Here is a 12,816-nt window from a genome sequence, read left to right as displayed (position 1 = left end):
TAAAAATGGTTTACATCCCATAAATACCCTATAATTGGGACAATACAAAAAAATAAAAAGAGATGGGAAGAAATCCAAAATGAATACTATTAATGACATGATTATGAAGATTTCATCTGTATTTTCTCAGTTAGAAGAAGTGGAAGGTGTTGTGCTCTCTGGCTCTCTTTCAACAAATAGCCAAGATGAACATTCTGATATAGATTTGTATATATATAGTGATCAAGAAATCCCTACCAGCACTCGCAAAAAATTGTTAGAACCGTTTTCTGATTATATGGAGATTAATAACCAGTATTGGGAAACAGAAGATGATGGAACGCTAAATGAACCCAATATTGGTATAGAAATTATATATAGAAATTATGCTGGCATTGAGAATGAACTTATGAACATGGTAATGAATTTCCAGGCTCAAGTCGGTTACTCCACTTGCTTATGGAGTAATTATTTAAATTCCAAAATACTATATGACCAAAATGGTAAATTAAAGAAACTACAGGATAAAATTAACGTAACCTTTCCAGAAGAATTAAAAGAAAATATCCTTAACAAAAATTACCCTTTATTGCGAGACAGTGTTACATCCTACTATTGTCAAATCGAGAAAGCTTTAAAAAGAAAAGACTATATAAGTATAAATCATAGGGTTGCTGCATTACTTGCAAGTTACTTTGATATCTTATTTGCGATTAACGAGTTGCCACACCCTGGAGAAAAGAAGTTAATTAAGATCGCACAAAAAACATGCAAATATCTACCAGACAAGATGGAAGAAAACATAATCATGATTCTTAGCTACAATACCATAACACTATTAAATGCCATAAATGAACTGGTTGACCATTTAGACAAACTGTTAAAAAGTAATAACTTATAACCTTGTCGAGTTGAGGTCCAGTTGATCAATAATTAATACAAAGTAAAAAACTGGCTGTTAGAATTGAGAATCGATTGTGTTTAAAAGCAGCTAATAGAAATTTAATAGGTATCCATCATCGTGCGCTTTAGTTAGTCTAATACAACCCTGTAATACCTCAAGACTTAGCTTTTCCTATACTTTAGGAGAATAAGCATTTATGAAAAACATAATTCAACCCTCACACTAAATTTCTGGAACCGTGGTAAAAAGATGATATTATTGATGATAGCTATTCATTTTTCCAAAAGGAAGGTTTACCCGTATGATATATCTGAAAAGTTTCAAACTTCCTCCTCATACAGTCGAGAATCCAAATGCCTATCCATACAATGTGTTTAGAAAAATAACTGGAGAAGTGTTAATCTTCAATAACATTACAGTATTGTATGGTAACAACGGTTCTGGTAAGTCCACTCTGTTAAATTTAATGGCAAACAAGCTGAAAATTATAGGGGCTGAGGAAATCACAAATAATATCTATAACAAATACCCGTTAGATTACATTTCGGATTGTTCTTACGGCCTAGGTGAAAATAAGAGTGACGGAGAGTCAGATCGAATACCGCATAGTTTGTACATCAAAAGCGAAGATATTTTATATGAGATCAAGAAGATTCAGCAGGAGGCAGTTCTTAAGGAAGGTTACCTGTACCAACACTCTCGATTGGGATATACTAAGGAGCATTTGGAAAAGTTGAAACATTCTTCAGAGATGTACAAACAAATCGAGATTATGAAGTTTTCTAATGAAAAGTATTCTAACGGTGAGACATCCATCCAGATATTTGATGAGTATCTAGTCCCAAATGGATTATACTTGCTCGATGAACCTGAAACATCTCTTTCACCTACAAACCAAATTCAGCTGGCAGAAGAAATCAATAAACTGGCAAGATTTTTTAACTGTCAGTTTATTATAGCGACACACTCTCCATTTATGTTGGGAACACTAGATGCTAAAATTTATAGTCTTGACGCACCCATTTTGAGAACATATATATGGACTGAACTTGAAAACGTAAGATTTTTCTACGACTTTTTCAAAAATCGTAAGAATGAATTTGAATAATCAGCAGAAACATCTATGGACACTTCAGAACGCATATAATAGCCAACAAACAATCTTATAATCTTCTAATTCGTTTGCCAAGGTCATTATACGAATTTCCAACTGAACTGGAACTAGCGCTTAGAGGCTCATCAACGACTTTTGGTAAAAACCATTCTAACTCATATAGAATTTCTTACTGAACAGGTGCTAAATCAAGAGGTGGCTACTAGACTATCCTCCCACAAAGAAGATATCGAGAAGGTTGGACTCCATTCCATACATCGCCACTCGAATGGCTGAGCAAACCTTAGCCAAAGTTGCTACGGATATCGTGAAACAATTCTCTATCGTCGTTCATTTGTGTTCTTGAGCTGGGTTAGTACCAGGACATAACGAGAGTGCCGTTAAGTGATAATCAACCAAAAAAAAGGTAACAAATACTTGAAATCTGCAATATGCAGTGACCTAAAGAAATAAGACAAATAAAAACACCTTTCCTTGAAAATCGGGTATAACAATACCTAACTTATCTACGTGGAGGTGTTTTTCTATGGGAAAAAGATAAGTTATCTAGCTGAACTAAAAATGAAGGCCATCTAAATGAGATTGGACGGAATGCAAGTTAAGCAAGTCGAATATGGCCTGTTACCATGTCTAATAACATGAAAGAAAGATTACCACATGGCCTCTCTTACTATACGGAGCATATACCTTTCCAATAATCGCTAAAAGTACTCTAATCGATTTAATTCCATTATCCAAAAATTTCGTCCCATACACTCACTCCCTCCATCATTCTCCCCCCTCGAGTTAGTTGGATAAAATAAAAAGAACGCCTCCTGTGGACGTTCCTCTGCTGATACACTTATTTGTTTTTAATATAGTCCATACCTTGCGCTGTTATCGCTAAAACTAGGTTATCTGACCCTTGCCCGTTATCTATGGCATATTCCTTTTCAATAAGGTATTCAATAGCTTGTTTGCTATTGAGATCAGTATTTACCATTGCTTTAGGTAATACATAGCTTCCTCCATTATTAGCAAAATGATACTCATACAGACTTTGTAACAATACATCCGATAGTTTGTTTATTTCTTCGTTAGTCAAGAATGATCCCTCCTCAATAATCAATATACATCACAAGAGAAAAAAATTCTTTATTTTTGCTTTCTCCATATAATGTTAATCATACAATGAGAAATAGTACCAAACCGTATGTTGACCAATATTGTTTACTAATTAGCTCATAAAACTAAACACATCATAAGTTAGTTATTGTGTTCCATGTTTATCTAAAGCAAAGGAAGCACGCCTTCGCACATACTCCTGTTCATCATTTAGAAAATCACTTAAATACATTCTTATCAATAAGTTATCTCCCTTGATTTCTCCGAGACCATAAGCAACTTGCCATTTTGCATCGGCATCACTATAAATTAAAGCATACTTAGTTAATGATAAAAGTTGATTAGGTATGTCTATAAGGTTTTCTATGATATTCTCGACTTCATTATCTCTTGCTAGTATATAAAGAAAATCTTCAATAAGTTCTTCGTTCCATCGCTCAACTGATAACTCTTTAAGTAAATTTCCTGTGTCGTGGTATTGCCAGTTCCAGTTTGGGTATTCTGTTTCCCATTCTTCAGAGGATTTATCAGCTTTGCGAGCCCATCTTTTAAAATCAGAAACTCCATTTTTAAAGAGTAATACAAGTTCCTCTTCTCCCATTCCATACATACCTCATCTACTTCATATTTTCATTGCAAAAAGTTTATCAGCTTGTTCAACTAACCTGTAACATTTCACAGTGGTTCAACGAATTCTACTTGTTATTTATAATGTAAAAATAGACCATCGATAATGATGGTCTTGTGTAACTTCAGCACCCGTTCGTGAAAAAGTATTATATATATAACTTCAAACTTTGAATGAACTCATAAACAAAATATCCCGCAAAACCTATTAATAATATCCCCGATATTATTGTTAACCATTTAATCATATTTCTATTTAGTGCTTTCCTTGTAATCGATATAATAGTGAGTAATCCAATGTCGTGTAGCAATATTCCACTTAAAATTCCTAATGCAACAATGAAAAAATGACTTTCATCGCTGGCATAGTTTTTAGCAAGTACTACTCCAAATACATTTACCCAAAAAACTAGATTCCCTGGAGATATGGCCACAAGAAGTCCGTTCTTAAATGAACTAAAAAAAGACTTTGTTACTTTTTCTCCAGATAAAGTAATATCTTTATCAGCATTTTTAATTGAATCGTAACCTATGTACAATAAAAACAGAGCACCAATAAGCCACATCGGAATTTGGATAATAGGCAGCGCTAAGATAGAAGCAAGTCCTGTTGATAGTAAAATGATTAGCACAAAATCAATTGTCATACCACCTAACCCTACTGCCCATCCATGTATAAATCCATTTTTCAATCCTTGCTTCGTCATTTCGACTGTAATTGCGCCTACAGGCATTGCAATGGCAAGTCCCACCATTACATAAGCAAAATACAAACTCACAATGAACACTTCTCTCAAAAGTAAAAATAAATACCCTCATATGTCCGTTTATATGAATTATTATACAGAATAAAGCATATTATATTCAACCTCTTATACTAAACTTTTTCGTTAGTAGAATTTTAATATTTCACACTGATAAACAAATCATCGAAATGAAACACATCTTCAATTAAAAATCACAATCTCAGTTATACTTCTACTTTTCAAAATTTCATATTTACTTATGCACCTATAATAGAACTAGAATGTTGGGAACAACTATTAATGCTATAGACCTTGGTAATAATACAAAAAAACGAGGCACCATTGCCAAATGATGCCTCGTTTCATCCTACGTTAATTTATTTTAAACAAATCTCCAAAAATATAATTCATCTGTTTCTTTATAAATTTTCGCCCCACATTTTTCTAAAACTCTATGCGATGGAATATTGTCTTTATCCGTATCAGCAATAACATACATAACATCGGCCTGATCTAGCAACCAGTTTTTCATGTTATTAATAGTTTCCGTCATATAGCCGTTCCCTTGATATTCTGGAAGAGTATAGTACCCTATTACTACTTCACCATTTTCATTAGGAAGACCTTTTAACATTACTCCACCAACACTACAGTTTTGATCTTTCGAAACGATTAACCAATTGGTATACCAAATATAATTTTCTTCATCACTTAACAGTTTTGAAAGTCTAATTTCCATAGCTTGTTTAAGATCCGAACTAAGAAATCTATTTGATTCATTGATAGATAAACTCTGTTCCATTTTCTTTGGATTATCAATTAGTAATCTTAGATTTTCTGCAGTCAGTGGAATTAATATTAATCTTTCTGTGTCTAATTCAATCATTATTACACTCCTATCATAATTTTGTACGTCATTTTATAGACAAAAACAAATTTAAAAATAGGTATATGTTATTGGCAGCTACTCCCATTAAAATTTATCCAAAATAAAGGTAGCATTACACTTTGCCGTCCAATATTGTATGGTCATTAAAGTTTATCATTCCAGAAATATCCTGTCTATTCCAATATGTTTTTACTATTAACTTCTAACTAATTCTTATATAGTTCTATTAATTGTTTACCGTCCGTAGCACCTATTATTGTATTAAGTGGAATTAGATTGATTAAAACAGTTAGATACGATACAAAAATAAAACTATCCAAATAGTTTCTAAAAACTAGGAATTCATAACCAGTTAATAAGTGAAGTACTATAGCAGAAATAAAGTTAAAGAAAACTCCCCCTAAGTAATAAAATGTTTTTTGGCTTTTACTTAATTTCTCATGGTTTTCTGAAAAAACTCTTCCTCCAAAGAAGTAAACTTTTTTTATGAGAAAATTATTTATCTGTAAAAGTGTATTACCATTCCCTATAGAGAACTCACTTACTTTCGCACCAAATATTTTCAAAAAAAATGCGTGTCCAGCTTCGTGAATGAGTGCAATAATTGGGCTAATAAACAAAGTAATAATTATGAAGTTTATTAAAAAGTCCATCTTTTCATCCCCTTTCTAACATTTACGGAGAAAGGGTTATAATGTTTCGAATATTTCTGAATATTAATTTTCAGCCATATTATTTCATGAAGTAAGAGTCGTCTAAGTAGTTCACTGAACATTAAATGATAAATCAACCTTTTTTATGACTATTGTCTTACAACTGGTTTATTCGGCTATAAAATTTCTTTCCGGTCATAAATTTTTCTATCCGGTCATAAACTTGGTCTATCCGGTCATAAAGTCCATTCTTCACACAAATGAAAAGCTCTGAGTGATTTACTCAGAGCTTTTTTCAATTTAATCTGATCGAGTCATGTTTTTTGCGTAAAAGATTTCGTCCATTTCTGTTTTTAGCTTTTTCGTTATCAATATTTTTTCTTCTTCTGAAAGTTCATCTTCGTTGTAGCCAAATAGGTAATTATTCAAGTCAAACTGCTTTAGCTTACATTTAGTATGAAAAATATTTTCCTGATAAACGTTAACATCGATCATATGGTAAAATTCCTGCAAAGCATCTGGGATATAATTTTGAATGGAATTAATATCGTGATCTATGAATAATTTATGGCCTTTCACATCTCTCGTGAACCCTCTCACTCGATAATCCATGACCATCACGTCAGTTTCAAAGGAATGAATCAAATAATTTAGTGCTTTTAATGGAGAAATTTCTCCGCAAGTAGAAATATCTATATCTGCTCTAAAAGTACTGATTCCTTCATCCGGGTGATATTCCGGATAAGTATGAACAGTAATATGGCTTTTATCTAGGTGACCAAGTACAGTTTCTGGTATTGGCCCCGGAGATTGCTTAAATGATTCTATCGGTGTTTGATCGACAGGTCCTTCCGATACTAAAATGGTTACACTTGCACCCTGCGGCTCGTAATCCTGCTGTGCAATATTTAATATATTCGCTTCTATAATTTCGGATACTTTGGTTAGTATATTAGTTAAGCGTTCAGCGTTATATTGCTCATCAATATATTCTATATATTTTTCCCTTTCTTCCTTGGTTCTCGTATAACAGATATCATACATATTAAAGCTTAGTGTTTTCGTTAGATTATTAAACCCATGTAACTCGATTCTTTGTTTTGGTGTCAAACTCATAGACCTAACCTCGCTTCCAATAAAGTGTAAATCAATTCCATTTAAAAATATGTTTCTTTGCATAATACAATGTCTCTTCTCTTTTGTTTTCCCTAATATCTGAATAAATAAAACTAAAAATAGGAAAAACTCCTGTTTAAATAAACAGGAGTTTAATATACAAGACAAATAATACTTCCTTCTGACTGTTCAATTAAACATATTATTCCCAATCATAAGGTGTAGCTTGGTATACATAGTAATTTAACCAGTTTGAAAATAATAGATGCGTATGAGCCTTCCATGTATTCAATGGTTGACTAGAAGGATCATTGTTAGGGAAATAGTATTTAGGCATCTGAACCTCTATTCCTTTGTTGAGATCTCTATTATATTCCTCTGCTAAAGTATTTGCATCATACTCTAAGTGACCAGTCACCATCACATATTTGTTGTCATTCGATTTCACAAGAAAGACTCCAGCTTCCTCAGAATTGGCAAGTACGGTTAGGTGCTCATTCTTTTCAATTTCTTCTCTTGAAACAGATGTATAACGCGATACAGGGGCATTAAATTCGTCATTAAATCCTCTTACTAGATCCTCGACCTGATCAATTAAAATGTGCCTAAACACTCCTGAACACTTTTGATCAAGAGGAAATTTATCAATTCCATAATGGTAATAAAGAGCTGCTTGGGCACCCCAGCAAATATGTAACGTTGAGGTCACATTCGATTTAGACCATTCCATGATTTCCTTCATCTCTCTCCAGTAATCTACTTCTTCGAATGGAAGTTGCTCAATTGGAGCACCAGTAATAATCATCCCATCATACTTTTTTTCCTTAATTTCATCAAATGTCGAATAAAATGTATTTAGATGAGTTTTACTAGCATTTTTAGATTCGTATGTTGCTGTATTCATAAATGTTATATTTACTTGTAATGGTGTATTACCTAAAAGTCTTAGTAGCTGTAACTCTGTTTTTTCTTTTTCAGGCATAAGATTGAAAATAACGATGTTGAGTGGACGAATATCTTGTGTATATGCTCTTTCTTGATCCATTACAAAGATTTTCTCTTCTTTTAATAATTTTGTTGCCGGTAATTGTTTTGGAATATTAATAGGCAATTTATTTCCTCCTTATAGAAAAGCACTAGAACTAACGTTTGTACAGTGAAAACATAGATACAATTACAAAGCAATTCAGATTTTACTTGAACCTTGTGGGTAAAGTCTGAGCTAGACAACCAAAAACCAGATACTTTTTTTCAAACAAAAATGCCCCTCTTTCCATGTAAGAAAAGAGGGGCAGAAAGTTGCTCTTTAGCTCTTATCTTCCAAGATAATGTCTTGTAGGAGTTAGCACCTTTCTGTAAAACAGAGGTTGCTGAAGCTTCAACGGGCCTAATCCCTTCGCTTCTCTTGATAAGAATATTTAATTGTTATAATTATTTGTCAATAAATAATATTAGCATGGTCTCTTATTTATATCAACCCATTTTCAAGAATAGCCTATTAATCTCATAGTTCTAACCACTTCTCCATTAATTGTTCCAACTGCTCTTCTGCGTGCAATTTCTTCAAGCTTAATGACTCATAGATTGACCAGTCTGCCTCTAAGTTAATCTGATTTTCTAAGTCACTTATTATCTTCTCTAGCTCATTTATTTGGTGCTCTAGTGGAACCTTATTTTCTTGTTTAGTGGTTGGTGATTTTTTTATGGGATGCTGCTCCTTTATTTCTTTCTCCGAATTTTGTTTAGAGCTAAATTCAACCCATTTTTCTCTTGCCCATTCAAACGGGCCTTCATAAGTTGTAAGCTTGCCATTCTCTAGCCAAACAGTTCTTGAAAATAGTTTATTTAAGAAATATCTATCATGGGAAACAGCAATAATTGTTCCACTAAAATCATCGAGTGCTTCTTCTAACACCTCACAAGAATCAATGTCCAGATGGTTAGTTGGTTCATCTAATATTAAACAATTGATGTCTTGATGCATTAACTGTGCTAGACGAAGACGCATTCTTTCTCCACCGCTTAAATCAGCAACTCTTTTGAAAACATCGGGTCCGTAGAACATAAACTTCGCTAAAATGTGGCGCGCTTCTCCTTCACTAACGTTCACTTCACCTCTGAAAATATCTATCAATCGAGCTTTTGGATCTCCTATCTCAAAATGTTGAGATAGGTAGCCAAGTCTTACATTACTCCCAAATCGAGCTTCCCCTATATCAATTGTTTCTTCCCCTCTGAGAATATTTAATATGGTTGTTTTACCCGTTCCATTTCTTCCTACTATAGCAAGTCGATCTTTCCAATAAACATGCATATCTGTGTCATTTAAAATCTTTTTATCTCCAAAGCATTTGGAGACGCTCTCCATTATTACTACTTCTTTTCCACTTCTAGGTGCTGCGTCAAATGTCAGGTTCATTTTTTTAGGATCTATCAAAGGCTTTCGAACCTTTTCCATACGTTCTAGAGCTCGTTCCATATTTCTCGCTTGTCGATGAAGTCCTGCATTTGGAGGAACAGCCTGATTAGCCCAAATTTTCAATCTCTTAATGGCTTCTCTCATTTTTTTTATCTTTTTTTGTTGTTCCTCATATTGCTGGAATTCACGAGTCAGCTTTTCTTCCTTCTCTATTAAAAACGAAGAATAATTACCATGATAAAGTGTTAACATCCCGTCCTCAAGATCGGCAACATTAGTGACAACCGTATCTAGGAAATATCGGTCGTGTGAAATTAAAACTACAGTCCCTGAATAGTTAACCAAATATTCCTCCAGCCACTCTATAGCATACAAATCCAAATGATTGGTCGGCTCATCCAAAAGTAATAACTGTGGTCTGGTTAGAAGAAGCTGTCCAAGCATTATTTTTGTTTGCTCACCCCCACTTAAACTTGAAAAAGTCTGATTGACAAAGCCACTTAGCTGTAACCCTTGAATTACTTTATCAATTTCCGAGTCAATACCGTATCCACCCTGTAAAGTGAATTTTTCCTGAATATCCCCATACTGTTTTAAGAGCTTTTCTAATATCTCAGAATCAGCTACTGCAAGCTCATGTTCTAGTTCGCTCATCTTTTGCTGAAGTAGCCTTATATCCTCAAAAGCATCATATAGCAGATCTTTCCCTGTAATATGGTTTTCAAAAGTGGGGATTTGAGCAAGATAACCTATTTTTGTCCCCTTTTTGAAGGTTATCGTACCTTGATCTGGTTTTTCTATACCTGCAATCATTTTAAAAAGAGTTGTTTTACCGCTTCCATTTCTACCAACTATCCCTAATTTTTCTCCAGACCTTACATCCAAGGTTAAATCCTCAAATATTGTGTTTCCACCAAGCATTTTACTAATTTCCTGTATTTTACATATCATTCTAATTCGCTTCCTCTCCAAAATATAGCTGGAAGCATTTTTCTGCATACAAAAAGACTGCTCCATAAGCGAGCAGTCTCCTAAATGTGGTTCAGAAAGAATGGCTTATCAGCTGTGAATTTCATGTAACTGTTTAAAAAAGGACAGACTGGTCCCGTTCTTAGTAAATCCATGAGTAATCGCACAGGATATGGATAAAAATCCCAAAATAAATCCATGTGCATTCACAGCGTTTTTCATTCCTTCTTCACCTCCGGTCATTAATGTAAGACTATTTTAACATATTCCACTATTTTGTACAATGTGAATTTTTATTCGTCACCTTTTAAGCCCTCTAAGCCAGGATCGTTAAGCTCGTTCGTGTTTGGCATTCCTTCATCATTTTCTTTATTAACTTCTTCATTCCCTGATTCCGGGGTAATACTATCCCTTGTATTATCGATCGTTTCTGGCGGTGGGACATCATTTGAAGTACGATCTTCTCCACAAGCAGTTAAAGGCAACAAAACTAATATTAACAAAACAATTAACTTTTTCATCGGTTGCTCCTTTATGATGCAGATATCACTTGTAAGCAATAATCTGCAGTCTCTTTTCACATAGAGTGGTCTTCAAATAGAATTTTATCCACAAAAAAACCAGCAATAAATGCTGGGATTCTTTGCTTTTTATTCCTCAATATCAAAATGTATTTCATCTTCATCATTGTATTCGGAACCATTTTCAAACAAGACGGTCGTTCTTAAGATAAGTGTAGTCATTTCTTCTTCACCATCTGGAAGCCATCTTTCATCTGGCATTATTTCAAAAGGAATCATTTGCATATCCTTAGATGCGACAGTACCAACCAGTTCAATAGAATGCTTGGAAACAACCTTTGGTACTTTACCATTAATCACTTTAAAGACTTCTAATTTAATATTTTCAATTTGCTCATAGTCATGTACGCCATCAATATAGATAGTTCCTGAAAGATTTATACCGTGTTCGATATAAGGATGATCCACAATTGTATCAATCTTTATTGATTTTACTTCTATACTGGAGTTAAATTTTTTGGCCATTACTCTCATTCCACCTTGTTATTTGTGTACTCATAATGTTTTTCTACAACCGGTTCAAATTTATTGTACCTCTTTTTAAACAATGTGTAAAAATGGGAAACTATAACTTTTAAAATGGCATACCCCGGAATACCTAATATAACTCCAGGAACTCCGAATAATGCACCAGAAGTAATCAATACAAAAATAATAGTAATTGGATGCACATGTAGTGATTTACCCATAATTTGTGGGGATATAAATTTCCCTTCAATCAGTTGAACAACCGTCCATACAACAGCGAGCTTAATCAACATAAATGGCGATGTGACTAAAGCAATAATAGCTGCTGGAGTAATAGCTATAACTGGCCCTAGATAAGGGACAACACTTGTTACCATAGCCAATACGCCTAACAATAATGCATAATCCATTCCAATAATGGTGAAACCAATAAAAATCATTATTCCTATGCACATGGAAACAAGTATCTGACCTTGGATGTAAGAGCTAATTTGCTTGTCTATGCTAGTAAATACCGATTTTAAATCCTCTCTCATACGAGGTGGAAATATTTTAAGAATATATGCAGGAAGCTTTTCTCCATCCTTTAAAAGGTAAAATAAGATAAAAGGCACAGTGACAATTGCTAATATGAAGCTAGTAAGTATACCGATAAAAGATGAAATACCAGTTGCTATACCAGTGAAGGTATTTTGGAAGAATGCTCCTAGTTCCTTTGGTAAATCATATAACAGATTAGCAACATCATTCTCTATTTGTAAATAATAAGAGCTAATAAAAGTATTTGTTCTCAAAAATGAATCTAATTGACTCAATACTTCTATAAAATAACCTGGGAGCTCTTCTGCCAATCTAAAAAATTGAGCTTTTAAAAAGGGAAACACAAGAAATACCAATAAGGTAACAATTCCTACTAAAGCTAAAAAGATCAGGAGTATTCCGAGCACTCTTTTAACTTTAATTTTTTCTAGCATTCGCAATATCGGTCTAAGTAAATAATAAACAATGACCGCTAAAATGATTGGTAGTATAACATTCCCCAAAAAAACTGTGAGCGGGACAAAAATAAAGGAAATTTCATCATAAATCATAATGATTAACCCAATCATCAACAGCAATATAAGGGTGAATATAGTATTACGCCCACCTAAAAACTTTATGTATCTCGTTGAGAAAAAAGAAGGCTTTTCTGGTTCCACTTTTACCAAACATCCTTTCCTATACCCTTATTTTACGAGTGTAAAGAT

14 protein-coding genes and 1 riboswitch are annotated in these 12,816 nt (G+C 33.6%); of the genes, 2 read left to right on the top strand and 12 right to left on the bottom strand.

Annotated elements, in window-relative coordinates; all coding sequences use genetic code 11:
* The first annotated feature begins 79 nt into the window (after positions 1–79).
* Positions 80–880 carry a nucleotidyltransferase domain-containing protein gene (locus tag MKY94_RS09970; RefSeq protein WP_342578595.1) on the top strand — a complete coding sequence of 267 codons (801 nt, stop codon included), beginning with the start codon at positions 80–82 and terminating at the stop codon, positions 878–880.
* 304 nt (positions 881–1,184) lie between these two features.
* Complete coding sequence (locus MKY94_RS09965; RefSeq protein WP_342578594.1) at positions 1,185–1,991, top strand: AAA family ATPase; 807 nt, start codon at positions 1,185–1,187, stop codon at positions 1,989–1,991.
* 847 nt (positions 1,992–2,838) lie between these two features.
* Here MKY94_RS09965 and MKY94_RS09960 read toward each other — a convergent pair.
* The 12 genes from MKY94_RS09960 to MKY94_RS09905 all read right to left on the bottom strand — a co-directional run bounded on the left by MKY94_RS09960 (position 2,839) and on the right by MKY94_RS09905 (position 12,768).
* Positions 2,839–3,081 carry a hypothetical protein gene (locus MKY94_RS09960; RefSeq protein ID WP_151109961.1) on the bottom strand — a complete coding sequence of 81 codons (243 nt, stop codon included), beginning with the start codon at positions 3,079–3,081 and terminating at the stop codon, positions 2,839–2,841.
* Between the two features lie 165 nt (positions 3,082–3,246).
* Complete coding sequence (locus MKY94_RS09955) at positions 3,247–3,702, bottom strand: hypothetical protein (protein ID WP_191697067.1); 456 nt, start codon at positions 3,700–3,702, stop codon at positions 3,247–3,249.
* Between the two features lie 175 nt (positions 3,703–3,877).
* Positions 3,878–4,507 (bottom strand): LysE family transporter, encoded by a 630-nt coding sequence (locus MKY94_RS09950; protein WP_144537198.1) that lies wholly within the window; start codon positions 4,505–4,507, stop codon positions 3,878–3,880.
* Positions 4,508–4,856: 349 nt separating this feature from the next.
* Entirely contained in the window at positions 4,857–5,360 is a 504-nt protein-coding gene (locus MKY94_RS09945) for a GNAT family N-acetyltransferase (protein WP_191697066.1), read from the bottom strand.
* 209 nt (positions 5,361–5,569) lie between these two features.
* Positions 5,570–6,016, bottom strand: coding sequence for a site-2 protease family protein (locus MKY94_RS09940; protein WP_151109967.1), 447 nt, complete (start codon positions 6,014–6,016; stop codon positions 5,570–5,572).
* 300 nt (positions 6,017–6,316) lie between these two features.
* Positions 6,317–7,132: an adenosylmethionine decarboxylase gene (gene speD, locus MKY94_RS09935; RefSeq protein WP_144537200.1), complete on the bottom strand. Its 816-nt coding sequence runs from the start codon at positions 7,130–7,132 to the stop codon at positions 6,317–6,319.
* Between the two features lie 202 nt (positions 7,133–7,334).
* On the bottom strand, positions 7,335–8,243 hold the full coding sequence (gene metA / locus MKY94_RS09930; RefSeq protein WP_342578593.1) for a homoserine O-succinyltransferase: 909 nt from the start codon (positions 8,241–8,243) through the stop codon (positions 7,335–7,337).
* A 199-nt stretch (positions 8,244–8,442) separates the two neighbouring features.
* Positions 8,443–8,547, bottom strand: a riboswitch (SAM riboswitch).
* Positions 8,548–8,636: 89 nt separating this feature from the next.
* Positions 8,637–10,502 carry an ABC-F type ribosomal protection protein gene (abc-f, locus tag MKY94_RS09925; RefSeq protein WP_342578592.1) on the bottom strand — a complete coding sequence of 622 codons (1,866 nt, stop codon included), beginning with the start codon at positions 10,500–10,502 and terminating at the stop codon, positions 8,637–8,639.
* A 108-nt stretch (positions 10,503–10,610) separates the two neighbouring features.
* Positions 10,611–10,742 (bottom strand): RAxF-45 family protein, encoded by a 132-nt coding sequence (locus MKY94_RS09920; protein ID WP_318245402.1) that lies wholly within the window; start codon positions 10,740–10,742, stop codon positions 10,611–10,613.
* A 71-nt stretch (positions 10,743–10,813) separates the two neighbouring features.
* The gene (locus MKY94_RS09915; RefSeq protein ID WP_144536592.1) at positions 10,814–11,041 is read right to left on the bottom strand and encodes a hypothetical protein; all 228 of its coding nucleotides are present in this window, start codon (positions 11,039–11,041) and stop codon (positions 10,814–10,816) included.
* Between the two features lie 129 nt (positions 11,042–11,170).
* On the bottom strand, positions 11,171–11,566 hold the full coding sequence (locus MKY94_RS09910; protein ID WP_191697063.1) for a sporulation protein: 396 nt from the start codon (positions 11,564–11,566) through the stop codon (positions 11,171–11,173).
* Between the two features lie 5 nt (positions 11,567–11,571).
* Positions 11,572–12,768 carry an AI-2E family transporter gene (locus MKY94_RS09905; RefSeq protein WP_144536596.1) on the bottom strand — a complete coding sequence of 399 codons (1,197 nt, stop codon included), beginning with the start codon at positions 12,766–12,768 and terminating at the stop codon, positions 11,572–11,574.
* Between the last annotated feature and the right edge of the window lie 48 nt (positions 12,769–12,816).

It is taken from the genome of Psychrobacillus sp. FSL K6-2843 (assembly GCF_038626375.1).
Taxonomy (GTDB): Bacteria; Bacillota; Bacilli; order Bacillales_A; family Planococcaceae; genus Psychrobacillus; species Psychrobacillus faecigallinarum.
This window is presented reverse-complemented; position numbering and strand designations above follow the sequence as displayed.

Bases quoted from the DNA above. Each gene is read 5' to 3' on its own strand.
- MKY94_RS09915 (WP_144536592.1), bottom strand. From the start codon at position 11,041: ATGAAAAAGTTAATTGTTTTGTTAATATTAGTTTTGTTGCCTTTAACT.
- MKY94_RS09965 (WP_342578594.1), top strand. From the start codon at position 1,185: ATGATATATCTGAAAAGTTTCAAACTTCCTCCTCATACAGTCGAGAAT.
- MKY94_RS09920 (WP_318245402.1), bottom strand. From the start codon at position 10,742: ATGAAAAACGCTGTGAATGCACATGGATTTATTTTGGGATTTTTATCC.
- MKY94_RS09955 (WP_191697067.1), bottom strand. From the start codon at position 3,702: ATGGGAGAAGAGGAACTTGTATTACTCTTTAAAAATGGAGTTTCTGAT.
- MKY94_RS09910 (WP_191697063.1), bottom strand. From the start codon at position 11,566: ATGGCCAAAAAATTTAACTCCAGTATAGAAGTAAAATCAATAAAGATT.
- speD (WP_144537200.1), bottom strand. From the start codon at position 7,132: ATGAGTTTGACACCAAAACAAAGAATCGAGTTACATGGGTTTAATAAT.
- MKY94_RS09970 (WP_342578595.1), top strand. From the start codon at position 80: ATGAATACTATTAATGACATGATTATGAAGATTTCATCTGTATTTTCT.
- MKY94_RS09945 (WP_191697066.1), bottom strand. From the start codon at position 5,360: ATGATTGAATTAGACACAGAAAGATTAATATTAATTCCACTGACTGCA.
- abc-f (WP_342578592.1), bottom strand. From the start codon at position 10,502: ATGATATGTAAAATACAGGAAATTAGTAAAATGCTTGGTGGAAACACA.
- MKY94_RS09940 (WP_151109967.1), bottom strand. From the start codon at position 6,016: ATGGACTTTTTAATAAACTTCATAATTATTACTTTGTTTATTAGCCCA.